This window comes from Kineococcus deserti (assembly GCF_050871945.1).
GTDB lineage: Bacteria > Actinomycetota > Actinomycetes > Actinomycetales > Kineococcaceae > Kineococcus.
Window position 1 is genome coordinate 145,328 of the sequence record NZ_JBJLSI010000009.1, and the last position, 25,246, is coordinate 170,573.

Here is a 25,246-nt window from a genome sequence, read left to right on the forward strand (position 1 = left end):
TCAGAATCTCACGCGAACAGGGCGCGGACGCGGTGCAGCCCGCGCAGCACGGCGTCCACGTCCGAGGGCTGGTTGTACGGCCCGAAACTCACCCGGGTCGTCGCCGCGACCCCGAACCGGCGGTGCAGCGGCCAGGCGCAGTGGTGCCCGACCCGCACCGCGACACCCTCGTCGTCGAGCAGCTGACCGACGTCGTGGGCGTGCACGTCCTCGACCACGAACGAGACGAGCCCGACGCGGTCGGCGGCGTCCAGCGGCCCCAGGACCCGTACCCACGGCAGGTCCGCGAGTTCGGCCAGCAGCCGCCGGGTGAGGTGGCGTTCGTGCGCCTCGACCCGTGCGGTCCCCGAACCGTCGGGCCCCAGACCGCGCAGGTAGTCGACGGCGGCGTGCAGGCCGACGGCCTGCGCCGTCATCGGCACCCCCGCCTCGAACTTCTGCGGCGCCGGCGCGAACGTCGAGCGTTCCATCCGCACCAGTTCGATCATCGATCCGCCGGTGAGGAACGGCGGCATCGCCTCGAGCAGGTCGGCCCGCCCCCACAGCACCCCGATGCCCGAGGGTCCCAGCATCTTGTGCCCGGAGAACGCGGCGAGGTCGACGCCGAGGGAGGGCAGGTCGACCGGCAGGTGCGGCACGGACTGGCAGGCGTCCAGCACCACGAGGGCGCCGACCCGGCGGGCCGCCTCGACGAACCGCCGCACGGGGGCGAGCCCACCCAGCACGTTGGACGCGTGCGCGAAGGCGACGACCCTGGTCCGCTCGCTGACCAGCCCGTCGAGCGCGTCGACGTCCAGGACGCCCTCGTCGGTCACCGGCACCCAGCGCAGCACCGCACCCGTGCGCGCGCACAGCTCCTGCCACGGCACGAGGTTGGCGTGGTGCTCGGCCTCGGTGACCAGGACCTCGTCGCCCTCGGCGAGCACGAACCGCGGGTCGACGACCTGCCCGGCCGGCGCCGTTCCGCGGGTGGCGTACGCGGTCGTGGTGCTGAACGCGTGCGCGACCAGGTTGAGCGACTCGGTGGCGTTCTTGGTGAACACCACCTCGGCGGCCGGGACGCCGACGAAGTCCGCGATCGCGGCGCGGGCGGCCTCGAAGTCGTCGGTGGCCTCCTCGGCGAGCTGGTGGGCACCGCGGTGCACGGCCGCGTTGCGCGTGGCGTAGAACGTCCGCTCGGCGTCGAGGACGGCGAGCGGTTTCTGCGACGTCGCCCCGGAGTCCAGGTACACCAGGGGTTTGCCGGAGCGGGTGGTCCTGCCCAGGATCGGGAAGTCGGCCCGCAGTGACGCGAGTTCTGCGTCGCTGAACGGGGCGGCCAGCAGTTCGGCGGTCATCGCGGGTCCTTCTCCCCCGCCGGGACGGCGACGGTGAGCCGGTTCTCGGCCGGCGGCAGCGGGCAGGTGGCGTGGTCGGTGAAGGCGCACGGCAGGTTCTGCGCGCGGTTGAAGTCCAGCACGACGCGGCCCCCGACGGTCGGGACGGGCACCGAACGGGTCGTGCCCGTCGTCGTCACCCCGCTCGTGGCGTCGGTGAACAACGCCGAACCGCCCCGGAACACCGTCAGCTGCTGCGGGCCGCCGAGCTCGAACCGCACGACGCCGACGGCCTGCTGGTGGTGCTGCAGGCCCTCGACGACGGCGCCCACGACGACGTCCTGGACCTGCGCGTGGGGCACGAACTCGGCGTCGAGCACGTAGCGCTCGTCGAAGTCGAACACCGGCACACCGGTGAACGCGGCCAGCGTCGGGGACTGCGGGTCGCGCACCCGTAGCGCGTGCATCCCGCTGCGCTGCATGACCTCCACCCGCCGCTCGCCGATCCCGACGAGGATTCCGGGACCACCCTCGACCGTCTGGACGCGCACCGTGCCGTCGACCACGGCCCCCTCGACCACGACCTCGTCGGCCGCGGTGGCCGTGACCGAGACGCCGCCCTCGACCGAGCCCCAGACACCGGGCAGTCCCTCCACGGCGGCGGGTCCGCCGACGAGCCAGTGCAGACCGGTCAGGCTCAGCCACCCGTGCGGCTTGCTCAGTTCAGCGGTGCGCGAGGTGCGCCACGCCTCCCAGGCGGCGCGGGCGGTGTCGATGTCGGCGGTCGTGGTCACGAGGACTCCTCAGGCGGTGGCGCGGACGGTACCGGTGGCGTGCGGGTGCTTCAGGCCCAGGTGGTCCCGCAGCGTCGTTCCGGTGTACTCGGTGCGGTAGCTGCCACGCTCCTGCAGCAGCGGGACGACCTCCTCGACGAACTCGTCGAGCCCGGTCGGGGTGAGGTGCGGCACCAGGATGAAACCGTCGCAGGCGTCGGCCTGGACGTAGGCGTCCATCTCGGCCGCGACCTGTTCGGGGGTGCCGACGAACTGCTGGCGCCCGGAGACCTCGATGACCAGTTCGCGGGCGTTCCAGCCCTTCGCGGCGGCCAGGTCGCGCCACTCGCGGGCCACCTCGACGGGGTCCCGGGGGAACCGGGTACGGCCCTGGGCGATCGTCGAGGTCGGGTCGGGGTCCTCGGCCGGCAGCGGGCCGTCGGGGTCGAACCCGGTGAGGTCGCGCCCCCAGACCTGCTCGAGGAACGCGACGGCCTGCTCCGGCCCGACCTGCTGGAACCGGATGGCGCGGGCGTTCTCGCGCGCCTCGTCCTCGGTGTCGCCGAGCACGAACGTCGCCCCGGGCAGGATCCGCAGGTCGTCGCCGGACCGTCCGTGGCGCACCGCGCGCGAGCGCATGTCGGCGGTGAACCTCCTCCCCGCCTCCAGCGTCCCGTGCATGGTGAAGATGGCGTCGGCGTAGGTGGCGCCGAACTCGCGGCCGTCGCCGGAGTCACCGGCCTGGAACAGCACCGGGTGCCCCTGCGGGCTGCGCGGCAGCAGCCCGGTGCCGCGGACGTCGAACTGCGCGCCGTGGTGCTCCACGGGCGAGATGCCGCGGGCGAACACGCCGGTCTCCGGGTCGGCCACCAGCGCGTCCTCGGCCCAGGAGTCCCAGAACTTCCGGGCCAGGTCGAGCAGTTCGCCCGCGCGCACGTACCGGTCGGCGTGGGCCAGGTAGCCGCCGCGGCGGAAGTTCTCCCCGGTGAACGCGTCGGAGCTGGTCACGACGTTCCACGCCGCGCGGCCCCCGGAGAGGTGGTCCAGGGAGGCGAACTGCCGGGCCACCTCGGCGGCCTCGTTGAAGGTCGCGTTGATCGTGCCGGCCAGGCCGAGGTGGGTCGTCACCGAGGCCAGGGAGTTCAGGACGGTCAGCGTGTCGGGGCGGCCGACGACGTCCAGGTCGTAGATCTTCCCGCGCTGCTCGCGCAGCCGCAAGCCCTCGGCGAGGAAGAAGAAGTCCATCAGCCCGCGCTCGGCGGTGCGGGCCAGGTGCTCGAAGGAGGAGAAGTCGACCTGACTGCCGGCGCGCGGGTCGCGCCAGACGGTCGTGGCGTTGACGCCGGGGAAGTGCGCCCCGAGGTGGATCTGGCGGCGGGCGGCGGGGCTCACGGCTGACCTCCGGAGACGGCGTAGCGGCTGGCGGGGCGGGGCAGGCCGAAGCGGTCCCGCAGGGTCGTCCCCGCGAACGGCGCCCGGGGCAGCCGGGGCACGACGTCGGAGACGATGAGGTCGAGCGTGGCGGGCAGGTCCAGCGGCGCCAGCACGACGCCGTCGACGCCGGCGGGCAGCGCGTGCAGCAGCTCGACCAGCGAGTCCGGGGTCCCGAGGTGACGCAGCGTGCGCGGCGCGTGGCCGGGGCTGAGCTCGTCCAGGCGGGCGGCGACCTCCAGCGCCTCGCGGGCGTCGCGGCGCAGCAGCACCTCGACGTCGAGCAGCACCGTCGCCTCCAGGCCGGCGGCCGTGGTGCCGGCGCTCGACTCCCCGGTCGCCTCCAGCCGCACGACGTCCGCGTGCGCGCGCGCCACCGCCAGGGAGTGCTCGTCGCGGACCGGGACCACGACCAGCGGCTGACCCTGCGGCGAGCGGGGGGTGATCGAGGGGCCCTTCACCGCGAAGAAGCTGCCTCGGAAGTCGATGTGGTGCAGCTTGTCGCGGTCGACGAAGCGGCCGGTGGCCAGGTCGCGGACGACCGCGTCGTCCTCCCAGGAGTCCCAGAGCTGCCGGACCACCTCGACGGTCTCGCCCGCCTCGTGCCACGCCGTCGGCGCCGAGGGGGAAGGCCTGCGGCCGAACGCGTCCGCCTCCTCGGCGGTCGTCGACACCTCGACCTGCCAGCCGGCGCGGCCACGGCTGGTGAAGTCGAGCGCGGAGATGGCCTTGTGGGTGTGGAACGGCTCGGTGTGGGTCGTGGTGACGACCGGGACGAGGCCGGTGCGGCGGGTCAGCGGGGCCAGGTTGGCCGCGATCGCGACGGCGTCGAGCCGGCCGCGCTGGTCCCTGTCGTCGGCCGAGCCGAGCCGGAAGGAGTCCGGGACGACGAGCAGTTCCAGGTCGGCGGCGTCGACCGTGGCGGCCAGCCGGCGCCAATGGGCGGCGGTGAAGAGCTCGGCGGGGCGGGCGCCGGGCAGGCGCCAGGCGGCGGGGTGACGGCCGGCGGCGTCGAGTTCGACGCCGACGCGCAGCGGGCTGGACAAGGTGGGACCCCCTCGGGGCTGACGTGACCTGCCGGGCCGCCCTGGTGAGCGCCCGGAACCCGCGCGGTGTTCCCGGCGGGAGGAGTGATCAGGTCAACGACAGACGGCCGAGCGCGTGCGGCACAGGTCGACGTGACGTCGCTGCACGGCGAAGAACGGACGGGCGGCGCGCGGGCTTCGGCTCGCCTCGCTCGTCCGGGTGCTCTCCACGGCCCGAGCGTACGGCGCGGCTACCCTGGCGACCAAGCCGGCCACGGGCCGGTCCTCCGCCTGCCCCCTGCGAGCCCAGCGAGGACGACCACCGCATGACCAGCACGCCCACGTCAGACCACACCGGCGAGCTGGTGTTCGCCCCGTCGGCCGCGTTCACCGCCCAGGCCAACGTCGGCGCCGGGGAGTACGAGCGCGCGGCCGCCGACCCCGAGGCGTTCTGGGCCGAACAGGCCCGGCGGCTGCAGTGGGACGAGCCCTTCCACACCGTCTTCGACGGCTCGACGCTGCCGACGGCGCAGTGGTTCACCGGCGGCAGGCTCAACGTCGCGGTCAACTGCGTCGACCGGCACGTCGCCGCCGGCCGCGGCGACAAGGTGGCGCTGCACTGGGAGGGCGAACCGGGCGATTCGCGCACCGCCACCTACGCGCAGCTGCAGGACGAGGTCTGCCGGCTGGCCAACGCCCTGGAGGAACTGGGCGTCGGGCACGGCGACCGCGTCGTGCTCTACCTGCCGGTGCTGCCCGAGACGATCGTCACGACGATGGCCTGCGCCCGCATCGGCGCCGTCGTCTCGCTGGTCTTCGGGGGTTTCTCGGCCGAGGCGCTGCGGTTCCGCGTCGAGGACACCCAGGCCAAGCTCCTGGTCTGCACCGACGGGCAGTTCCGGCGCGGGACGGCGGTCGCGGTCAAGGACGCCGCCGACGCGGCCGTCGAGGGCCTGGACCACGTCGAGCACGTCCTGGTGCTGCGCCGCACGGGCGAGCAGACGCCGGACATCCCGTGGACGCCCGGCCGCGACGTGTGGTGGCACGACCTCGTCGACCGCCAGCCGACCGAGCACACCGCGCCGAGCTTCGACAGCGAGAACCCGCTGTTCATCATCTACACGTCGGGGACCACCGGGAAACCCAAGGGCCTGGTGCACACCAGCGGTGGGTACCTCACGCACACCTCGTGGTCGCACTGGGCGGTGTTCGACGTCAAGGACGACGACGTCTACTGGTGCCAGGCCGACCTGGCCTGGGTGACGGCGCACTCGTACGAGATGTACGGGCCGCTGTCCAACGGGGTGACCCAGGTGATCTACGAGGGGTCGCCGCTGACGCCGCACCCGGGCCGGCACTTCGAGGTCATCCAGAAGTACGGCGTGACGATCTACTACACCGCGCCGACCCTGGTCCGGACGTTCATGAAGCACGGCCCGGAACTGCCCGCGCAGTTCGACCTGTCGTCGTTGCGGTTGCTGGGTTCGGTCGGGGAGGCGATCAACCCCGAGGCGTGGTTGTGGTTGCACCGCAACGTCGGTGGCGGTCGCTGCCCGATCGTCGACACCTGGTGGCAGTCCGAGACCGGCGCCGCCGTCGTGGCACCGCTGCCTGGTGTCACCCCCTTGAAACCCGGGTCCGGCACGGTGCCGCTGCCGGGGCTGTCGGCCACCGTCGTCGACGAGGCGGGGAACGAGACGGCGCCCGGCGAGACCGGCGTCCTGGTCATCACGAAACCCTGGCCGGGGATGGCGCGCACGGTGTGGCGCGACCACGCCCGGTTCGTCAAGAGCTACTGGGAGCCGTACGCGGCGCAGGGCTACTACCTCGCCGGCGACGCCGCGACGAAGGACGCCGACGGGTACGTGTGGATCGGTGGCCGCATCGACGACGTGCTGAACGTCTCGGGTCACCGGCTGTCGAGCATCGAGCTGGAGTCCGCCCTCGTCTCCCACCCGCGGGTGGCCGAGGCGGCCGTCGTCGGCGCGCCGGACGAGACGACCGGGCAGCGGATCGTCGCGTTCGTCATCCTGCGCGGCGAGGGGTCGCAGGACGTCTCGGCGGAACTGCGCGACCACGTGGCGAAGGAGATCGGGCCGGTCGCCAAACCCCGCGACGTCGTCGTCGTGCCGGACCTGCCCAAGACCCGCTCGGGCAAGATCATGCGCCGGCTGATGGCCGACATGACCGCCGGCCGCGGCGGCGGGGACGTCACGTCCCTGCAGGACGAGACCGCCCTGGCCGCCGTCGAGACGGCCTGGGCCCAGTACGTGCAGTCCCGCCCCTGACCGTCCGGCGCCGCGCGCCGGCTCCACCCCGCCGTGATCGAGCACTGTCGTGCTTGATCACGGCGGGAGGTGGGGTCAGGAGGGCTCGCCGATGCCGCCGGCCTGCGCCGCGGCCTCGACGTCCATCCAGCTGACCTCCCAGACGTGCCCGTCGGGGTCCAGGAAGCTGGTGCCGTACATCCAGCCGAAGTCCATCGTCGGGGCGTACTCGGCGCCGCCGTTGGACAGCGCCCGGGACTTCAGCTCGTCGCACTCCTCCCGGCTGCCGGCCGACAGGGCGACCATGACCTCGTTGGTCCCCTTCGGCGCCGCCTCGGAGTGCAGGAACTGCGCCCACTTGGCCGGCTCGTGGACCAGGACGATGATGTTCTCCTCCAGGACGATGCACGCGGTGCCCTCGTCCTCGAACTGCGGGTTCAGGGAGAACCCGAGCGCCGTGAAGAACGACTTCGCGATCTCCTTGCTGGCCACGGGCAGGTTGATGAAGGCCATGCGCATGGTGGGCTCCTCGGGGTCGTGGGCCCGGCCGGGCCCTCCTGCTCCTACCGACCCCACCCCGGCGCAGAACTCATCGCCGCGTCAGAGGCCGGGGAACCAGAGCCCGATCTCGCGCGCGGCCGACTCCGGCGAGTCCGACCCGTGGACGAGGTTCTGCTGGACCTTCAGACCCCAGTCGCGGCCCAGGTCGCCGCGGATCGTGCCGGGCGCGGCCGTCGTCGGGTCGGTCGTGCCCGCCAGCGAACGGAAGCCCTCGATGACGCGGTGGCCCTCGACGACCGCGGCCAGCACCGGGCCCGACAGCATGAACTCGACCAGCGGCTCGTAGAACGGCTTGCCCTCGTGCTCGGCGTAGTGGCCGGCGAGCAGCTCGCGGGTCGCGGTGCGCAGCTCGAGCGCGACGAGGGTGTACCCCTTGGCCTCGATGCGCCGCAGGACCTCCCCGGAGAGGTTGCGCCGCACACCGTCGGGCTTGACCAGGACCAGGGTCCGCTGCAGGTTCGTGTCAGTCACGCGCCGACCCTAGCGAAGGAGCCCGTGACGGCTGTCGGTGGTGAGGTGTGCACTGGCCCCGTGTACCGCGAACGGGCCTGCCGCATCGCCGGCGCGAGGGTGTGGGAGAACCGTCCCCCGGCACCGGGCGGTGGTCCCGTCCTGCCCGACGGGTGCATGGACCTGCTGTGGAGCCGAACCGGTCGAGAGCTCCTGGTGGCCGGCCCCGACACCCGTCCCCACCACGGCGAGCACTCCCCGGGCGGGTGGTCGGGCCTGCGCTTCGCCCCCGGTCAGGCCCCGGCCCTGCTCGGCGTCCCCGCGCACGAACTGCGCGACGCCCGCGTGCCGCTGGCCGACCTGTGGGACGGCGCGCTGGTCCGGCGGCTGGCCGAGCAGGTCGAGGCCGCCGACGCCAGCGGTCGCGCCGGGGCCGCGCTGGAGGCGCTGGCCGCGTCGGTCCCGGCCCGCGACGACGCGCTCGTGCGCGCGGCCCGGTGGCTGGCGGCGGGCCGCACGGTCACGGACGTGGCCGACGACCTCGGTCTCGGCGTCCGCACGCTGCACCGGCGCAGCCTGGCCGCGTTCGGCTACGCCCCCCAGGTGCTGGGCCGGGTGCTGCGGTTCCGGCGGGCCGTGCGTGCCCTGCGGACCGGTCGAGCACCTGCGCAGGTGGCCGTGGCCGCGGGGTACGCCGACCAGGCGCACCTGACGCGGGAGGTCCGCACGTTCGCGGGCGTGACGCCCCGAGCCCTTCAGCTCAGGGTCGCGAAAAGGTCCACCGACCCGCCGTCGGGGTCGAGCACCGTGGCGTAGCGCTGCCCCCACGGCGCGTCGAACGGTGCCAGGTGGGTCCCGGCACCGGCGGCGGTCAGCGCCGCGAACAGCTCGTCCACCGCCTCGGGGCTGCCGCAGTCGAAGGCCAGGCCGATCCGGTTGCCCGCGGTCTGCGGCGTGTACGACGGGTCGAAGGACCTGATCGTCTCCTCGGTGTCCCACGCCAGGCGCAACCCGCCCGGCAGCGTGACCTCGACGTGCGGGGCGGCGTCGGCGCCGGCGGGGACGTCGAGGCCCAGCCGGCGGTAGAAGGCCAGCGAGGTGGCCATGTCGGCGACGACCATGCCGATGAGGTCGAGCTTCGGGACGACGCGTGTCGGTGTGCTCATGTCCACAGCCTCCCCGGCGCGGTCCCCCCGCGTCTTGAACGGATCGGACACGATGGTCCGGTGCGTCACGACCGCGAGGACACCACCGCCCAGGAGGCCGCGCTGCGAGCGGCCCGCGACGAGGCCGCGAGCGTGCTGGCCGAGCTGGCCGCCGAGGCGCGGGCACTGGCCAAGGCCTACGGCGGACGGTCCGCCCGGATCCCGGACGGCTCGGCGCTCGCGGGGCTGGTCGACGCGGCGCGCCGGGCCGAGGAGGCCGTCGACATGGCCGCGCACGACCTCGCGACGGCGCGCGGCGAGGACGCCTGACCACGTCCCACGCCCTCCGACGTGCGGTGATCCAACCGCGGGCGGACCATCGAGGACGGGCTCCGGCGCGAGGCGCGGGGCGACAACGAGAAGGGCCCGTCATGAGTTCCGAAAACGTACCGGACGTCGACGAAGGACAGCGCACCACGACCAAGGTGGTGATGATCTCGATCGTCGCCGCCATCGGCGGTTTCCTCTTCGGGTTCGACACCTCGGTCGTCAACGGTGCGGTGGACGCCGTGACCGACCAGTTCGCGCTGTCCAGCGGCCTGTCCGGTTTCGCCGTCTCCTGCGCCCTGCTCGGCGCGGCCGTCGGCGCCTGGTTCGCCGGGCGCATCGCCGACCGGTTCGGCCGCAAGTCCGTCATGGTCGTCGGCGGGATCCTGTTCGCGGTCGGCGCGGTCGGTTCGGCGTTCGCCTTCGCCGTGTGGGACCTCATCCTGTGGCGCGTCGTCGGGGGGCTCGGCGTCGGTGTCGCCTCCGTCATCGCCCCGACCTACATCGCCGAGGTCGCACCGGCCCACATCCGCGGCCGGCTGGCCTCGCTGCAGCAGCTGGCCATCACCGTGGGCATCTTCGCGGCGCTGCTGTCGGACGCCTTCATCGCGAACACCGCCGGCGGTGCGGCCGAGTCGACGTGGCTGGGCTGGGAGGCCTGGCGGTGGATGTTCCTCGTCGGGGTCGTGCCGTCGGTGGTCTGGGCGTTCCTGGCCCTGCAGGTCCCCGAGTCCCCGCGCTACCTCATCGCCAAGGGCGAGACCCAGCGCGCGGGTGAGGTGCTGCGCGAGGTCCTCGGCACGCGCAGCCTCGAAGCCGTGCAGCGCAAGGTGAACGACATCAAGAACTCGATGCGGCGCGAGCACGACCCGAGCCTGCGCGACCTGCGCGGACCCCGCTTCGGGCTGCTGCCGATCGTGTGGGTCGGGATCCTGCTGTCGGTCCTGCAGCAGGGCGTCGGCATCAACGTGATCTTCTACTACTCCACGACGCTGTGGCAGGCCGTCGGCTTCGACGAGTCCGACGCCCTCACGACGTCGGTCATCACCTCGGTCACCAACGTCGTCGTGACGTTCATCGCGATCGCCACGGTCGACAAGATCGGCCGCAAGCCGTTGCTGACCATCGGGTCGGCGGGCATGTTCGTGTCCCTGACCGTCATGGCGATCGCGTTCTCGCAGGCCACCGGGAGCGCCGAGAACCCCTCGCTGCCCGATCCCTGGGGGCCGATCGGCGTCGTCGCCGCGAACGTCTACGTCATCTCCTTCGGCGCCACGTGGGGCCCGGTCGTCTGGGTCCTGCTGGGTGAGATGTTCCCCGGCAAGATCCGCGCCGCCGGCCTGGCCGTGGCCGCCGCCGCGCAGTGGCTGGCGAACTTCGCCATCTCCACGACCTTCCCCTCGCTGGCCGAGCTCGGGTTGCAGTTCGCCTACGGGTTGTACGCGGTGATCGCGTTGCTGTCGTTCGTCTTCGTGCGCAGGGCCGTGCAGGAGACCAAGGGCCGGGAACTGGAGGACATGGACTCCCCGGCGAGTCCGGCGTGACCCTGCACCTGCCCCACGAGGAGGGCCGCGACGCCCTGCTCGACGAGCTCGCGTCGTGGCAGCAGGTCCTGACCGCCTTCGACGACCTCGAGGCCCCCAGCCGGTGCGCGGGCTGGAACTGCGGACAGCTCCTGGTGCACGTGCTCCTCGGGCTGCAGGAGGTGGCGCTGGCGCTGCTGGACGTCGCCGAGCCGGGGCCGGTGACCGTCGACGCCGCCGGGTACTGGGCGCGCTACCCGGCCGGAGGGGACCCGGACCGGGAGGCGCGCAGGCTCGACGGGTTCGTCCGCGCCTACCCCGAGCCGTCGGAGCTGACCGGCCACGTCGGCGACACCGTCGCCGCGCTGCTGCGCGGGGTGCGGAGGTGCCGTGAGGGGCGGGTCGGGTTCCAGGACCTCACCTTCGGCACGGGCGACTTCCTCGGCAGCTGGGCCGTCGAACTGGCCGTGCACCACCTCGACCTCATCGCCGCTCCCCCGGCCGCCTCGGCGCTGCACCTGGCCCGGCGGACCGTCGACGACCTCGCCGACGGCGCGGTTCCGGCGGACTGGGACGATGCGACGGTGGTGCTGGCCGGCACCGGACGGGTTCCGTTGACCGACGGACTGCGGCAGGAGTTCCCCGCCCTCGCCCACCGGTTCCCCGTCCTGCGCTGACCCCGTGCTCGATCACCACAGTGCTCGATCACCACGGTGCTCGATCACCGTGATCAAGCACAGTGGTGATCAAGCACGGCTGGTCAGAGTTCGACGACGTGGGCGCGGACCGTGCCGCCCTCGACCCAGCCCCTCCCCTCGGCGTGGGCGAGCATGCCCTCGAACTGCTCGTCCCACGCCCCGTCGGCGCCTTCGGCGTGCGCGGTCTGGCGCAGCCACTCGACGCTGACCCGGACGTGGGCCGTGGTCAGGTCCTCGCCGAGGGCGTCGAGCTCGCCGACCGACCCCAGCACGGCGGACAGCTCCGCGACGGTGGTCCCCGGCGGGACGGCGACGTCGAAGGACGTGAACTCGTCCCGCTCGAGGAGTTCGGCCGGGTCGACGGCCGCGGGGTCGATGGAGATGCGCACAGCGGTCCTCTCAGGACTGTTCGGCGAGGCGGCGGGCCACCTCGGCCTTCTCGCGGTCGACACGGGCGCCGATCCGCAGGGCGAAGAACCAGATGACGGCGAAGGCGGCGCCGATGCCGAACATCATGGGCACCACGAAACCCCCCGCGACGATGACGACCTGCAGGACCCAGCCCAGGACGTACCCCACGGGCGAGCGCAGCATCCCCGCGCACAGGACGCACAGCAGCATGACGATCCCGCCGACGACCAGGTAGCTGACGGAACGGTCCTCCATCGGCACCAGGCCGTACGCCACGAGCGTGGCGAAGAACACCAGCAGCGCCTCGCAGGAGAGGGTCGTCGCGGCGAACAACCGCTTGGTGCTGCGCTTCACTGCTTCCCCTTCCCCAGCAACGCCCGCGCGTCCCCGGCGAGCACGACCGACCCGGCGACGACGACCCCGGCACCGGAGCCGCCGATGCCGCCGCCGGCTCCGGCCTCGGACTCGGCCAGGTCGACGGCCGTGGCGATGGCCTCGTCGAGACGTTCCACGACGTGCACCCGGTCCTCCCCGAAGACGTCCTCGGCGATCTCGCCGAGCTCGGACGGCTCCAGTCCGCGGGCCGAGCTGGACCGGGTCACGACGATCTCGGCCAGGACGGGTTCGAGGGCGTGCAGGATGCCCTCGACGTCCTTGTCGCCCATGACCGCCACGACGCCGACCAGCCGGCTGAGCGTGAACGCCTCCGCGATCGCCGTGGCCAGCGCCTGCGCCCCACCCGGGTTGTGCGCGGCGTCGGCCAGGATGAGCGGGGACGTGCGCAGGACCTCCAGCCGTCCGGGGGAGGTGACGTCGGCGAACGCCGCCTCGACCAGCGCGGGCATCAGCGTGCCGCCGGGCATCGCCAGCAGCGCCTCGGCCGCGCTCAGCGCCGTGGCCGCGTTCTCGGCCTGGTGCGCGCCGTGCAGCGGCAGGAACACGTCGGCGTACAGGCCGCCGCGGGTGCGCAGCGAGACCTGCTGTCCCCCGACGGCCAGCGTGCGTTCCTCGACGCCGAAGTCCAGCCCCTCGCGCACGACCGTGACGCGTTCGGCGGCGGCCTTGGCCAGCAGCACGGCGCCGGCCTCCTCCTCCTGCCGGCCCAGGACGACGGTGGAGCCGTGCTTGATGATCCCGGCCTTCTGCCCGGCGATCTCCTCGATCGTCGACCCCAGCCACGTCTCGTGGTCCATCGAGACCGGCGTGACGACGGCGACGTCCGGCTGCACGACGTTGGTCGTGTCCCAGGTGCCCCCCAGGCCCGTCTCGATGATCGCGACGTCGACGGGGGTGTCGGCGAAGGCGGCGAACGCCATGAGCGTGAGCACCTCGAAGAAGCTCAGCCGGGGCTCACCGCGCTCGGCGGCGCGCTCGTCGACGATCGTCACGACGGGTTCGACGTCGTCCCACGCCCGCACGAACGCCGCGTGCGAGATGGGGTCGCCGTCGATGGCGATGCGCTCGGTGATGTCGACCAGGTGCGGGCTGGTGAACCGGCCGGTGCGCAGGTCGTGCTCGCGGACCAGCCGTTCCACCATGCGCGCCGTCGACGTCTTGCCGTTGGTGCCGGCCAGGTGCACGACCCGGTAGGCCAGCTGCGGGTCCCCCAGCAGCCCGCACGCCTCGCGCACGCGGTCCAGCTTCGGGTGGATGCGGTGCTCGGGGTTGCGGGACAGGATCTGGGCGACGACCTCGGCGAACCGGTCCTCCTCCTCGGCGGGCCCGGCCGGGACGAGCTTGCCCGTGGAGTCCATCCGGGGCGAGCGGCGGTCCTGCGGCACCCGGCCGCGGCGCAGGCCGTCGGTGCCGAAGGCCTCCCCCGTGTCGTCGGTCCCGTCGCCGATCGGCCCGAGGAGTTCCTCGAGCTCACGTTCGGGGTCGAAGGGGTCACCCATCACAGGTCCTCCGTCCGGGACACGGCGATGCGCACCTCGTGACCCTCGACCGAGCCCACGAGCGTGGCGGACTCGGCGGGCAGCGCGTCGGCCGAGCCGCTGGAACCGAACTGCTGGGCCAGCGTCTCCTCCACGACGAGGTTCTGGTGCGTCACCAGCGCCTCCCACACGGGCCCGTCGGCCGCGACCGTGAGCCGGATCCGGTCCGACACGTGCAGGCCGGCGTCGCGCCGGGCCTGCTGGACGAGCCGGACGACGTCGCGGGCGATGCCCTCGGCCGCCAGTTCCGGGGTGACGGTCGTGTCCAGGACGACGAACCCGCCGCCGTCCAGCGCCGACGTCGCCCGCCCCGTGTCCGCGCCCTCGACGGAGGTCGACAGCTCGTACTCGCCCTCGACGAGCTCGACGCCACCGGAGACGACCGTCCCGTCCGGACGTTCCTCCCAGTCCCCGCTCTTGGACCCCTTGATCGCCTGCTGGACCTGCTTGCCCAGCCGGGGACCGGCCGCCCGCGCGTTGACGGTCAGCTTCGCGACGACGCCGTACTCCACGGCCCGCTCGATCGGGCCGAGCGCCACCTCGCGGACGTTGACCTCGTCCGCGACGAGGTGCGCGAACGGTTCCAGCGCCGCCGGGTCCGACACCAGCACCTCGAGCCGGCCGAGCGGCAGCCGCACCCGCAGGCCGTTGGCCTTGCGCAGCGCGAGCGCGCTCGAGCACGTCGCCCGGGCCTCGTCCATCGCCGCGACCAGCGCGGGGTCGCTGGGCAGGTCGACCGGATCGGGCCAGTCGGTCAGGTGCACCGAGCGGCCACCGGTCAGCGTCCGCCAGATCTCCTCGGTGAACAGCGGCAGCAGCGGCGCGAGCATCCGCGTCGTCGTCTCCAGCACCGTGTGGAGGGTGTCGAAGGCGTCGCGCGCCCGGTCGGACTCCCCGTCCCAGAACGCCGCCCGCGAGCGCCGGACGTACCAGTTCGTGAGGGAGTCCAGGAACTGCCGGGACGTCTCGCAGGCCCCGGCGATGTCGTAGGCGTCGAGCTGCTCGGTCACCGCCACGACGGTGTCGTGCAGCTTGGCCAGGACGTACCGGTCCAGGACGTCGGTCGAGCTGGTCCGCCACCGCGGGGTGTGGCTGGAGGTGCCGGAGTACAGCTGGAAGAACTGGTAGGTGTTCCACAGCGGCAGCAGCACCTGGCGGACGGAGTCGCGGATGCCCTGCTCGGTGACGATGAGGTTCCCGCCGCGCAGGACGGGCGAGCTCATGAGGAACCAGCGCATGGCGTCCGAGCCGTCGCGGTCCAGCACCTCGGACACGTCCGGGTAGTTGCGCAGCGACTTGCTCATCTTGCGGCCGTCGTCGCCGAGCAGGATGCCGTGCGAGACGCACGTGGTGAACGCGGGCCGGTCGAACAGCGCCGTCGCCAGGACGTGCAGCGTGTAGAACCAGCCGCGGGTCTGCCCGATGTACTCGACGATGAAGTCGCCCGGGTAGTGGCTCTCGAACCACTCGGTGTTCTCGAACGGGTAGTGCACCTGGGCGAACGGCATCGACCCGGACTCGAACCAGCAGTCCAGGACCTCGGGAACCCGGCGCATGGTCGACTTCCCCGTCGGGTCGTCGGGGTTGGGCCGGGTCAGCTCGTCGATGTTCGGGCGGTGCAGGTCGGCCGGGCGCACGCCGAAGTCGCGTTCGAGGTCGTCCAGCGATCCGTACACGTCGACCCGCGGGTAGTTCGGGTCGTCCGACGTCCACACCGGGATCGGGCTGCCCCAGTAGCGGTTGCGGCTGATGGACCAGTCGCGCGCACCTTCGAGCCACTTGCCGAACGAGCCGTGCTTGACGTGCTCGGGCACCCAGGTGATCTGCTCGTTCAGCTCGACCATGCGGTCGCGGATCGCGGTGACCTTGACGAACCAGCTGGAGACCGCGCGGTAGATCAGCGCGTTCCCGCACCGCCAGCAGTGCGGGTAGGAGTGGTCGTAGGTCTCCAGGCGCAGGAGGACGGCACCGCTGGGGACGCCGTCGCGCAGGGTGCGGCTGATCTCCTTGTTGGCGTCGAAGACGTGCATGCCGGCGAAGTCGCGGACCTCGGCGGTGAACGTGCCGTCGGCGGCGACCGGCACGACCGGGACGATGCCGGCCGCGTCGGTGACGAGCTTGTCGTCCTCGCCGAACGCGGGGGCGATGTGGACCATCCCGGTGCCGGAGTCGGTCGTGACGTAGTCGGCGGCCAGGACCTGGTGGGCGTTCTCGCGGCCGGCGAAGTAGTCGAACGGCGGAACGTAGTGCCGGCCCAGCAGGTCCGCGCCGCGGTAGCGGGCGACGACGCGCTCGGCGGCGTCCTCCCCCAGTTCGCGGGCGTAGTTCCCGAGCCGGTCGGCGGCGAGCAGGAACTTCTCCCCCTCGTGCTCCCCCGTGCCGGTGACCACGACGTACTCCAGGTCGCGGTGCACGGCCATCGCCAGGTTGCTGGGCAGCGTCCAGGGCGTGGTGGTCCAGATGAGCGCCAGCACGCCGTCGAGGTCGTCGCCGGCGTCGGTGAACCGGAACCCGACGGTGACCGCGGGGTCCTGCCGGTTGCGGTAGACGTCGTCCAGGCGCGTCTCGGAGTTGCTCAGCGGGGTCTCGCACCGCCAGCAGTAGGCCAGGACGCGGAAGCCCTCGTAGACCAGGCCCTTGTCCCACAGCGTCTTGAAGGCCCACATGACCGACTCCATGTAGTCGGTGTCGAGGGTCTTGTAGTCGTTGTCGAAGTCGACCCAGCGCGCCTGCCGGGTGACGTACTCCTCCCACTCCCGCGTGTAGCGCAGGACCGAGGTGCGGCAGGTGTCGTTGAACGTCGCGACGCCGAGGGCCTCGATCTCGGACTTGTGGGTGATCCCCAGCTGCTTCTCGGCCTCGACCTCGGCGGGCAGGCCGTGGGTGTCCCAGCCGAAGCGGCGCTCGACCTGGTGACCGCGCATCGTCTTGTAGCGCGGGACGAGGTCCTTGACGTACCCGGTCAGCAGGTGGCCGTAGTGCGGCAGGCCGTTGGCGAAGGGCGGGCCGTCGTAGAAGACGAACTCCCCGGCCGCGGAGCCCTTGCGGGCCTCGACGCTGGCGCGGAAGGTGTCGTCGGCCTTCCAGGAGTCGAGGACGCGCTGCTCGATCTCGGGGAAGCTGGGGCTGCTCGTCGCATCACCTGCGACCTCCGCCGCCGTCTGCGGGGCTTCCGTCACGTCCTCGGACACCGTGTCTCCTCGACTGAACTGCTCCAGCCGCGAGGACGACTCCCGCCGGGGCCGGCGGTGCCGCGGTACCACCCCGCTTGCCGTCCCCCGACGGTCCGGGGACCTGCGGGGACGACCACTCTCGTCCGGCGTGCTCACGCGGGCCGGACCCGCCCGGGTCTAGTGAGACCCCTGCGGGAGGGGTCCGTTCTTCCGGAGGCTCACCGGTGATGGCCGGTTCGACGCCTGTGCATCCATCGTAACCGTCCCGGGCTGCCCGGTCTTCCCCGTTCGGAGCGTCCCGTGACCGACTGACACCGAGTCATGACTGGTGGTCAGCCTTGATGCGACCTCTCGTCACATCGTGTGATGAAGCCGCCGCCAAGCGGTCGGAACATGAGCACAGCGTTACCTCGTGCGGCGGAACGGAGGCAGCGGCGGAGCAATCGGCTACCTAACGTCACTGACGAGCCCGCGCAGCAGTTCCCCACCGCAGCGCCCGTCGCCCGCCCGGAGGCACCCCATGGCCGTTCAAGAACTCGCTCCACTGCTGGTCCAGCCCGACCCCCGGGTCGTCGAGGGCACCCTCGTGCCCCGCGCGACGGTGCCGGTCCCCCGCGCGAACATCGCCGAGCGCCTCGCGGAGACGGCACTGTCCGCCCGGCGCGTGCTCGAGGTCACGATGCACCGGCTGCGCTACCGGCCGGCCACCCGCCGCGTGGCCAAGATGGCCGTCCTGCTGCCCGCGCACAACGAGGAGCAGGACATCGAGGCGTGCCTGGACTCGCTCATGGCGCAGACCCGCACCCCCGACCTCATCGTCGTCGTCGCGGACAACTGCACCGACGACACCGTGAAGATCGCCCGCCGCTACCGCGGGGTGAAGGTCGTCGAGACCTCCGGCAACACCGACGCCAAGGTCGGCGCCCTGTCCACGGGCTACACGGAGTTCCTCGCCGGCGGCGCGTTCGACGTCATGGTCAGCATGGACGCCGACGTCGTCCTGGACCCCGACTGCCTCGCCGACCTCGAGGCCGAACTCCTCAAGACCCCCAGCGCGGCGGCCGTGTCGGCCAAGTACCACTTCGCCGAGGGCACCGGCGGCTGGTTCAACCGCCAGCTGGTCCGCGCGCAGAAGATGGACTTCACCCAGTTCCAGGTCCGGGCCAACGAACGTGCCCGCAAGACCACGATCGTCGGTGGGCAGTGCTCGGCCTTCCGGTTCAACGCCGTCGACGAGGTGGCCCGCCGGCACCGCCGCAACGCCCCGTGGACGAACGAGACCGCGACCGAGGACGCCCAGCTGGGCCTGGAACTGCAGGAGATGGGCTGGACGACCGTCATGTCGGCCAGCGCCCGCGCCCAGGTCGGCGCGATGCCGACCGTGCGCGCCCTGTCCGGCCAGCGGGCCAAGTGGAACGCCGGCCTCATCTCGCTCATGACGACCATGCCGCTGTCCAAGCGGACGCTGCCGTTCTGGTTGCAGCACATCGGTCTGGGACTCAACGTCCTCATGCGGCTGGCGTTCGTCGCGCTGCTCGCCGCCTCGGTGTCGGTCTCGCAGTTCGTGTGGTCGTGGTGGTGGCTGACCCCGACCGTCCTGGCGGCGCTGTACCAGCTGAAGATGGCCCACCTGTCGCCGCACCGTACGCGCGCCGACTACCTGTTCGCCGTCCTGTGGCTGCCCGGTGAGCTGTGGCTGTGGTTCTCCGGCTGGAACACCGCCAAGTCGTGGGTGACCCACCTGCTCGGCAAGCGCCGCGACCTGTGGGCGGCCCAGGCCGCGGCCGAGGCCGGCAAGCGCACCGGCAACGGCTCCGGCGCCCTGCTCGGCACGCTCATGGGTTCGGTCGTCGTCTCCTCGGTGGGCGCGTGGTACTGGCTGACCCAGGCCAGCGTGGAGTTCCAGCGCGCCGTCCTCACCGTCGGGTGGCGAGCGCTGGCCTTCCTGACGATCTGCGCCAGCGTCCTGCTCGTCGTGAAGCTGCTGCGCCCGACCCGCGGGCTCACCGCCTGAGGCACCCCACCAGCTCACGCCGAACGGCGCGCACGGTCCCCGGACCGTGCGCGCCGTTCGGCGTCCGCGCCCGGGCTCAGGCCGTGATGTCGAACACCAGCACGCCGTCCTGCGGGTGCAGCAGCGGGCCGACGAACTCCTTGAACGCGGCGTGCTCGGGGTCGGCGTGAGCCGGGTCGTCCACGACCGGTGTGCCGACGTAGTAGTTGCGGTCCCCCTCGGAGGCGAAGGTCACCACGATGCCGTGCCGGAACCCGTGACCGACCTCCTCGCCGCTGCCCTGCTCCCCCGCCTCGATCGAGACGACGTACGGCTGCCCGTCCTCGCGCCGCGAACCGGCCAGGGCCCGGAAGCGCCGCAGCACCTCCTGCTCCTGCTCGGGCGTCACCTCCTCGCGGTAGCGGAACAGGACCACGTGCCGCACCGTCCCCGGCCGGTAGTCGCGGGCGGTGAAGGCGGCGGGTCCCACCTCGGCCAGTTGGCGCTTCAGCTCCTCGATCACGTCCGCATCCTGCCGCAGCCCGGGCGGAGCGCCCGGCAGCCGCGCAGCGGTGGACGTGCCGGCGGGAGGTCAGCGCGCGACGACCGTGCCGCGGCACGACCGGGCGGGCCCAGCCTCCGACCGGTTGCCGATCGAGTCGACCGCCCGGACGGGGCTGACGGGGACCGGCACGATGGCTCGGTGCGCACTCGCAGCTCCCGGCCCGGCCCTCGTTCGGTCTGCTCGTGAAGCAACGCAGGAAGAACCACCCGTCGAGGCGGCGAGCCCCGCTGGTGACCGCCGCCGCGGTCCTGGTCCTGGGTGCGGTGGGCGCCTGGGCCCCGTGGCGCGCCCCGGACGCAGCCTCCCGCCCGGACGGCGTGGAGGTGCGGGACTGCGACGCCGGACCCAGCACCGTCACGTTCAGCGCGACCCTGCAGCCGGCCGCCCCCGGAACCGCCGGTGGGCCGGTCGGCGAGGCGGCGCCGCAGGCGGTGCTGAGCACGCCGGTGTTCTCACCGGCCAGCGAGCAACAGGTCGGGCCGAGTGTGGTCCTGCGGCTCCGCCCGTGCGAGGCGGCGGGAGTGGAAGTGGCACTGACGGCCTCAGGCTGGGTCAGCGTCCAAGCGCAGCGGTTGCAGGCCGGTGGAGCGACGGTCCACATCGACGACCCGCACCAGTTGCCGTGCGAGGAGTACGGCGCCTGCGGGGCGTGGTCGGGGTGGTACCTGACGCTGGGCTCGGCGGGGTCGGGATCGACGAGCTTCACGACGCCGGTGCGGTGGGCTTCTGCGGGGCAGGCGCCGGGGGTGCTGGACAACGAGGGTGTGCTGGAGGTGTCGGTCGAGGTCGACGGTGCATGACCGATCGGTCAGCCCGTGGCGACGGTGGACTCGGTGGCGGCCTCCCGCCGCCGGAGCTGAGCCGGTCGGCGATCTCAGGCGTTTCGGCACGAGCGCGCGAAGCGCGAGCGAGTGCTCGGCACTCCCAGGCCGGTGTGCCCGTGTCTGCCGCGGAAGGCCCTCACGGATCCAGCTGGGTGGCCCCGTCGGTGAGTTCGCGGCTGATGTCGAGGTGGCCGCTGTGGCGAGCGGACTCCTGCAGCAGGTGCAGCAGGATCCAGGCCAGGGTCGGCCGGACGTCGGTGTCGCCGTAGCTGCGCGCCGCGACCACCTCCGGCGCCGTACGGCGCAGGATGCGCAGCGAGTTCTCGTGCTCAGCCCGGTAGTAATCGCAGATGCGCTGCGGGGTGTCGTCCGCGCTGACCTGCCACTCCTGCTCAGCGGTACCCGGCCAGCTGAAGTCGACGTCCTCGCCGGCGAAGACGTGCCGCATCCAATACCGCCTGACCGAGGCGGAGTGCTTGACCAGGCCGAGGGCGGACCAGCCCGAGGGAACCGCCGGGGTGGTCTGCTGCTGCGGGCTCAGCCCGTCGAGTCGGCGGAGCAGGACCTCGCCGTACCACTCGAGGTAGTCCACGGCCAGGGCGAAGGTGTCGGGACTGTCGGCTGAGGGTTCACCGGCGAAGGGCATGGGACGAGGATGCCGACGACGTGCGGAGCTGGCCACACCCGGCGCTCCGGCTCCCGTCGACCTCGCGTCTCCTGGAGCGAGCGCACGGCCCGCGGCGAGTCCGTGGAATCGGTCGCTGCAGCGGATCGTGGCTCCGGTGCTCCTCGTGTGGCCGGCTGAAGACTCGGCGCAGCGGACTGTTCGCTGCTGCGACCGGGTCCAGGCGAAGTGTTCGCCCCCCTCAGACACCGACCATCGAGCAGACTCAGCCGGTGCGCTCCGTCCTGCCCCTGGCCACTCTGCTGATGGCGACCGCCGCGTGCGGCGCCCCGTCCGACCCGGCAGGCGGCTCAGCGGTGGATCAGCGTGAGTTCGAGACGCCCACGGTCAGCTCGGCCCCCTCCTTCGGGAGCGACGCCGCCGGGTCGGGGTGTGGACCGCCGCCGGACGCAGCCGACGGTGACGCCTGGTTGTGCGTCCAGGAGAGCACACCCGACCCCCGAGCCGAGCAGGAACGGCTGGCGGCCCTGGCGGCGCAAGGGCGAGGGAGGTCGGAGCAGGAGGCGCAACGGGCCGCCGACGAACGGTTGCGAGAGGTGGTGGCCGAGGACGAGGATCACGGGTTCAGCGCCGAGGACGAGGCGCAGGCAGCAACCGGCGTCCTGCCGGCCGACCGGGGATCGCTGCTCATCCGGACCGACGTCACCCACCAGTCGCAGTGGGAGGCGTTGCGCGGCGTCCTGCAGACGCCCAGCCCCGAAGGGTTCGTGCCGTACCTGACCACCGTCGAGCACCCACGGTGGGCGGGTGCCTCCGTCGAGGACCTGGCCGCCGTTGCGCCGCCGAACGTGCTGCTCGTGGTCGCCGACGCAGCGACGCTGACCTCGCCGGAGATGCCGCTGCTGGTGCAGCAGGTCGATGGTGGTGCGGCCCGGGAGTTGCGTGTGGCCGCGCAGGTTCTGGCCTCGGTGGAGGACAACTCGTCCCTCACGACCATGGACTGGGACGACTTCGCGGGTTCGGCTGATCCTGATGGGGTGTTCCGCGGTGTGCACTGAGCAGTCGCCCTGGCCGGCGGGGTGGAGGGAGTCGTCAGGTGTGTGAGGCGGCGCCACGACCGGTCACTCCGCCTGCGCAGCGCGGCATGACCGCGAGGTGGTCGGAGCAACCGGAGGACCTTCTCGTCCGAGTCTCGCAGGTCGTCGAGGACGAGGACGGCCCTAGCCTCCGGAAACCCAGCTCGGGGCCGGGGTCGGTCGTGCTCAGTTCCCCACGGCGCGGGAGCTCGTCGATCCAGTGGCGCGCCTGCACCTCGGTACCGTCCTCACCAACGCAAGCATCCGGTTCGCCCCGCCCGATCTGACGCGCAACGGCCGGCCGCCTCACCGCATGGGTCGGCCGGTTCCACATCGAACCCGCCGAGGAGTTGCGTGTCAGACCGCACACCTGCACCGGTGAGGAAGCCACCGCGCCGCTGGCCGTGGCTGGCCCTCCTGCTCGCTCTCTCGCCCGTGTCGTTCGCGGGAGCGGTCGCCTGCAACTTCTTCTCCGCCCTCGCAGAGTGCGGCTTGAGCGACTGCAGCGGGGGCGGGCTCGGCATGCGTCAGGACGCGCGGAGCCCAGTTCCGTGGCGAGTCGCCTCCGGCGTCGTGCTCGTCCTGCCGATCGTTCTGGTGCCGTCTTGGCTCCGGTGGTACGTCCGGCTCCCGATCGCGGTCATCCTCGCAGGCGCTTGGACCGCCTGGCACCTGCGCTGACGACGTACCAGGCAGGTCCTCGTCGAGCCCAGCGGCTCGGCCCATGACCTCGTGTGGACACGGGCACCGCGTGCCGTCGTGAGAGGCAGGTGCTGGTGAGGCTGCAGGAGGACTGCCGAGGCGCCACGAGAACGCCATGAGCGCCACGAGCTTGGAGTGGCTCGCGCCGGCTCCTGCGCCTCCCACACTCGTGGTGTGTGAGCGAGTCGATCATCGAGGTGGGCCCTGCCTTGTTCGGCCACTGACGGTGGTGGTGGTGGTGGTGGTGGTGTCCCCCGGGTCAGCGTCCTTGTCGGCATCGTTGTCGGCGCTGCACCCGGCCGCCGCCAGGCTCACCCCGACGATGGCCGCAGCGGCCAGCGCGCCGCGGCGTCGGTCGTCGCCGGCGTTGTCGAGCGATGGGTGCACCGTGGTCGCCGTTCTGGGCTGCGTGGGGTGACCCCTTGATCGGCATGAGGTGGAGTCGCCTTGAGTTCGGCCAAGCTCGCGCGGGCAGCGGGATGACCGTGAACTCGCTAGCGCCGCACCTGGGCCATCGCCATGCTCCAGTGATGACTGCACCAGCCGAGGACGCCTGCATCCTGTGCCGTCTCATCGACGGCCGGCTCGAGACCAGCCGCGTCTACGAGGACCAAGACGTCGTCGCGTTCATGGACTACCAACCGGTCAACCCGGGCCACGTCTTGATTGCACCCCGCCGCCACGCCCCTCTGCTCGACGACCTCGACGAGACAACTGGTGTTGCCGTCTGGCGGGCCGGTCAGCGCCTCGCTCGTGCGCTGCGTCGAAGCGCCCTGCGGTGTGAGGGAGTGAACCTGCTGCTGTCCGATGGGGAGGCAGCGTTCCAAGAGATCCCGCATGTCCATCTGCACGTCTTTCCCCGCTACGCCGGTGACGCCTTCCGCCTCAGTGCGGACTGGCGTCCTCGTGAGCGGGAAGAGCTCGACGATGCAGCCGCGCAGGTGCGGGGCGGGCTCGCGACCTTGCTGACCTGAGCTCCATGACCATGCGGACGGCGGGATGAGCGGTACCTCGGCTCAGGCATCGAGGGAAATCGAATAGGGCACGTACCGCCCAGAGGAACAGTGGAAGCCGGCGCGCGAGTCGTCCGGCGTTCAACCCGTGGCCGGTAGGGCATCGACCTGACGTCCGGTGAACCCGTCGATGACCGCACGCTCGCCCACCGGGGCCGCGACAGTGATCGCCAGTCCATCCATGCAGGCCGCGCTGTCGCCTCCCTGCTGGAAGACGGCGGTGACGGTGACGGTGATGTCTGTTTCGGTCTCGACCACAGAAGCCTGGGGGTCGCCGTTGCAGGAGTTGATGCCCAGGTGCAGGACGTTACCGTCTGCCGACCAGTCGCTGATGGAGGCCGAGGCACGCTCGGATGAGGGTGCGCAGGCTGTCAGCGCAGCGGTGCACACGAGGAGTCCGGTCAGCAGCTGTCGCCTCATCGACGCAGACTCCCTTGGTGGATCGGATTCCTCGGTGACTGGCCCTTCGATGTCCAGGGTGTCAGAGCACGTGCCGATCGCGGGCGCGTCTGGCCCGCGAGGGTCCCTCAAAGGCGGGCAACGTGCTGGTCGCGGGATGACCGTGCGCCCGCGCACCGCGGGATGACCGGAACGTCAGTCTTGTGACAGCGAGGTGAGTCCCAGAGCCACCCGTACCGTTGCTCCGCGTACCTCCTGTCCGAACTCGGCGTTCCACTCGCCGGGAGCCTGCACGTGCAGCGGGTAGGACGCCGGTGTTCTCGCGCAGGTGTCGGGCTGACGCGACGGCGCTCCTAGGATGGCGAGCCCTGGACCAGGGTCCACCCACCGCACCCGGGAGACGACGTGGCAGAGCCCATCGACACCGCCGCACGAGAACGACGCCTGCACACGACGTCGGGTCCCCTCGGCGCCGGGGACGTGGGTCTGGTCCTGCCGCACGAGCACCTCCTCGTCGACTTCCGCCCCGCCGACTCTCCCGGTTTCGCCCAGGCCGACCCGGCCCAGTTCACGTCGGTCGTGGAACCGCTGCTGGCCGGGGCGGCCGCGGCCGGGGTCACCGCGCTCGTCGAGTGCACGCCTCCTGGCCTGGGTCGGCGCGTCGACCTCATCGTGAACGTGAGCCGCCGCACGGGCCTACCCGTGGTGGTCGCAACTGGGATCTACCGGGAACCGTGGGTGCCGGACTGGGTGTACGGCGCGAGCGACGACGAACTCGAGGCGTGGATGCACCGCGAGCTGACCGAGGGCGTCGAGGACTCCGGTGTCCTGGCCGGCTTCATCAAGATCTCGGCGGCCGAGGACGGCATCCGGCCGGTCGAGGAGCGGGTCGTGGGGGGGGGGGGGGGGGGGGGGGGGGGGGGGGGGGGGGGGGGGGGGGGGGGGGGGGGGCCCCGCGGCGGGCGGGGGGGGGGGGGGGGGGTGGGGCGGGGGGGGGGGGGGGGGGGGGCGGGGG

The 25,246-nt window shown here is 72.4% G+C and carries 24 protein-coding genes; 10 read left to right on the forward strand and 14 right to left on the reverse strand.

The features are described 5' to 3' along the window. Window positions 1-8 precede the first annotated feature (8 nt). Genes ACRYR2_RS10030 through ACRYR2_RS10045 form a run of 4 tightly spaced genes read right to left on the reverse strand, consistent with a single transcriptional unit; the run spans window position 9 to window position 4,566 of the window. A complete protein-coding gene (locus ACRYR2_RS10030) occupies window positions 9-1,337 on the reverse strand; it encodes a SufS family cysteine desulfurase (protein ID WP_432562711.1) in 1,329 nt (442 codons plus the stop codon). Next, complete coding sequence (locus tag ACRYR2_RS10035) at window positions 1,334-2,110, reverse strand: DUF1684 domain-containing protein (RefSeq protein ID WP_432562712.1); 777 nt, start codon at window positions 2,108-2,110, stop codon at window positions 1,334-1,336. Before ACRYR2_RS10035 ends, ACRYR2_RS10030 begins: the two co-directional genes overlap by 4 nt. A gap of 9 nt (window positions 2,111-2,119) precedes the next feature. Then, window positions 2,120-3,481, reverse strand: a complete 1,362-nt coding sequence (locus ACRYR2_RS10040) for an NtaA/DmoA family FMN-dependent monooxygenase (protein ID WP_432562713.1) — start codon at window positions 3,479-3,481, stop codon at window positions 2,120-2,122. Further along, window positions 3,478-4,566, reverse strand: coding sequence for an LLM class flavin-dependent oxidoreductase (locus tag ACRYR2_RS10045; protein WP_432562714.1), 1,089 nt, complete (start codon window positions 4,564-4,566; stop codon window positions 3,478-3,480). Before ACRYR2_RS10045 ends, ACRYR2_RS10040 begins: the two co-directional genes overlap by 4 nt. A gap of 305 nt (window positions 4,567-4,871) precedes the next feature. Between ACRYR2_RS10045 and acs the strand changes: the two genes are divergently transcribed. Next, window positions 4,872-6,833, forward strand: a complete 1,962-nt coding sequence (acs, locus tag ACRYR2_RS10050) for an acetate--CoA ligase (protein ID WP_432562715.1) — start codon at window positions 4,872-4,874, stop codon at window positions 6,831-6,833. A gap of 75 nt (window positions 6,834-6,908) precedes the next feature. On the opposite strand, the gene ACRYR2_RS10055 is transcribed toward acs, so the two are convergent. Both ACRYR2_RS10055 and ndk read right to left on the reverse strand, forming a co-directional pair. Next, the gene (locus ACRYR2_RS10055) at window positions 6,909-7,331 is read right to left on the reverse strand and encodes a VOC family protein (RefSeq protein ID WP_432562716.1); all 423 of its coding nucleotides are present in this window, start codon (window positions 7,329-7,331) and stop codon (window positions 6,909-6,911) included. An 81-nt stretch (window positions 7,332-7,412) separates the two neighbouring features. Beyond that, window positions 7,413-7,844 (reverse strand): nucleoside-diphosphate kinase, encoded by a 432-nt coding sequence (gene ndk, locus ACRYR2_RS10060; protein WP_432562717.1) that lies wholly within the window; start codon window positions 7,842-7,844, stop codon window positions 7,413-7,415. A gap of 60 nt (window positions 7,845-7,904) precedes the next feature. On the opposite strand from ndk, the gene ACRYR2_RS10065 reads away from it, so the two are divergent. Next, on the forward strand, window positions 7,905-8,639 hold the full coding sequence (locus ACRYR2_RS10065; RefSeq protein WP_432562718.1) for a helix-turn-helix domain-containing protein: 735 nt from the start codon (window positions 7,905-7,907) through the stop codon (window positions 8,637-8,639). Here ACRYR2_RS10065 and ACRYR2_RS10070 read toward each other — a convergent pair. Next, complete coding sequence (locus tag ACRYR2_RS10070; protein WP_432562719.1) at window positions 8,579-8,989, reverse strand: VOC family protein; 411 nt, start codon at window positions 8,987-8,989, stop codon at window positions 8,579-8,581. The genes ACRYR2_RS10065 and ACRYR2_RS10070 overlap by 61 nt on opposite strands. A 60-nt stretch (window positions 8,990-9,049) precedes the next feature. Between ACRYR2_RS10070 and ACRYR2_RS10075 the strand changes: the two genes are divergently transcribed. From ACRYR2_RS10075 to ACRYR2_RS10085, 3 genes are all read left to right on the forward strand, one after another. Beyond that, a complete protein-coding gene (locus ACRYR2_RS10075) occupies window positions 9,050-9,298 on the forward strand; it encodes a hypothetical protein (RefSeq protein ID WP_432562720.1) in 249 nt (82 codons plus the stop codon). 101 nt (window positions 9,299-9,399) lie between these two features. Next, a complete protein-coding gene (locus ACRYR2_RS10080; protein ID WP_432562721.1) occupies window positions 9,400-10,839 on the forward strand; it encodes a sugar porter family MFS transporter in 1,440 nt (479 codons plus the stop codon). Next, a complete protein-coding gene (locus ACRYR2_RS10085) occupies window positions 10,836-11,495 on the forward strand; it encodes a maleylpyruvate isomerase N-terminal domain-containing protein (RefSeq protein WP_432562722.1) in 660 nt (219 codons plus the stop codon). Before ACRYR2_RS10080 ends, ACRYR2_RS10085 begins: the two co-directional genes overlap by 4 nt. Before the next feature lie 83 nt (window positions 11,496-11,578). Here the strand turns inward: ACRYR2_RS10085 and ACRYR2_RS10090 are convergent, their stop codons facing one another. From ACRYR2_RS10090 to ileS, 4 genes are read right to left on the reverse strand one after another with little or no spacing between them, the layout of a single operon-like run. Then, window positions 11,579-11,905 carry a hypothetical protein gene (locus ACRYR2_RS10090; protein WP_432562723.1) on the reverse strand — a complete coding sequence of 109 codons (327 nt, stop codon included), beginning with the start codon at window positions 11,903-11,905 and terminating at the stop codon, window positions 11,579-11,581. A 10-nt stretch (window positions 11,906-11,915) separates the two neighbouring features. Then, complete coding sequence (locus ACRYR2_RS10095) at window positions 11,916-12,281, reverse strand: DUF4233 domain-containing protein (RefSeq protein ID WP_432562724.1); 366 nt, start codon at window positions 12,279-12,281, stop codon at window positions 11,916-11,918. Then, window positions 12,278-13,822, reverse strand: coding sequence for a bifunctional folylpolyglutamate synthase/dihydrofolate synthase (locus tag ACRYR2_RS10100; RefSeq protein WP_432562725.1), 1,545 nt, complete (start codon window positions 13,820-13,822; stop codon window positions 12,278-12,280). Before ACRYR2_RS10100 ends, ACRYR2_RS10095 begins: the two co-directional genes overlap by 4 nt. Next, window positions 13,822-17,052, reverse strand: a complete 3,231-nt coding sequence (gene ileS / locus ACRYR2_RS10105; RefSeq protein ID WP_432562726.1) for an isoleucine--tRNA ligase — start codon at window positions 17,050-17,052, stop codon at window positions 13,822-13,824. The genes ACRYR2_RS10100 and ileS overlap by 1 nt, the downstream gene beginning before the upstream one ends. A 502-nt stretch (window positions 17,053-17,554) precedes the next feature. Here ileS and ACRYR2_RS10110 point away from each other — a divergent pair. Continuing rightward, entirely contained in the window at window positions 17,555-19,048 is a 1,494-nt protein-coding gene (locus ACRYR2_RS10110) for a glycosyltransferase family 2 protein (RefSeq protein ID WP_432562727.1), read from the forward strand. 76 nt (window positions 19,049-19,124) lie between these two features. Here ACRYR2_RS10110 and ACRYR2_RS10115 read toward each other — a convergent pair whose 3' ends face one another. After that, window positions 19,125-19,550, reverse strand: a complete 426-nt coding sequence (locus tag ACRYR2_RS10115) for a Dabb family protein (protein ID WP_432562728.1) — start codon at window positions 19,548-19,550, stop codon at window positions 19,125-19,127. Window positions 19,551-19,774: 224 nt separating this feature from the next. On the opposite strand from ACRYR2_RS10115, the gene ACRYR2_RS10120 reads away from it, so the two are divergent. Beyond that, complete coding sequence (locus ACRYR2_RS10120; RefSeq protein ID WP_432562729.1) at window positions 19,775-20,392, forward strand: hypothetical protein; 618 nt, start codon at window positions 19,775-19,777, stop codon at window positions 20,390-20,392. A gap of 160 nt (window positions 20,393-20,552) precedes the next feature. Here ACRYR2_RS10120 and ACRYR2_RS10125 read toward each other — a convergent pair whose 3' ends face one another. Beyond that, window positions 20,553-21,062, reverse strand: coding sequence for a DinB family protein (locus ACRYR2_RS10125; RefSeq protein ID WP_432562730.1), 510 nt, complete (start codon window positions 21,060-21,062; stop codon window positions 20,553-20,555). Between the two features lie 251 nt (window positions 21,063-21,313). Here ACRYR2_RS10125 and ACRYR2_RS10130 point away from each other — a divergent pair, with 251 nt between their 5' ends. Together ACRYR2_RS10130 and ACRYR2_RS10135 are read left to right on the forward strand one after the other, a co-directional pair. Next, window positions 21,314-22,099, forward strand: coding sequence for a DUF6924 domain-containing protein (locus ACRYR2_RS10130; protein WP_432562731.1), 786 nt, complete (start codon window positions 21,314-21,316; stop codon window positions 22,097-22,099). A gap of 1,250 nt (window positions 22,100-23,349) precedes the next feature. Further along, the gene (locus ACRYR2_RS10135; RefSeq protein ID WP_432562732.1) at window positions 23,350-23,793 is read left to right on the forward strand and encodes an HIT family protein; all 444 of its coding nucleotides are present in this window, start codon (window positions 23,350-23,352) and stop codon (window positions 23,791-23,793) included. A gap of 120 nt (window positions 23,794-23,913) precedes the next feature. On the opposite strand, the gene ACRYR2_RS10140 is transcribed toward ACRYR2_RS10135, so the two are convergent. Then, on the reverse strand, window positions 23,914-24,252 hold the full coding sequence (locus ACRYR2_RS10140; protein ID WP_432562733.1) for a hypothetical protein: 339 nt from the start codon (window positions 24,250-24,252) through the stop codon (window positions 23,914-23,916). Window positions 24,253-24,711: 459 nt separating this feature from the next. Between ACRYR2_RS10140 and ACRYR2_RS10145 the strand changes: the two genes are divergently transcribed. Next, on the forward strand, window positions 24,712-25,246 hold a 535-nt coding region (locus ACRYR2_RS10145), incomplete at its 3' end, for a phosphotriesterase family protein (protein ID WP_459115343.1).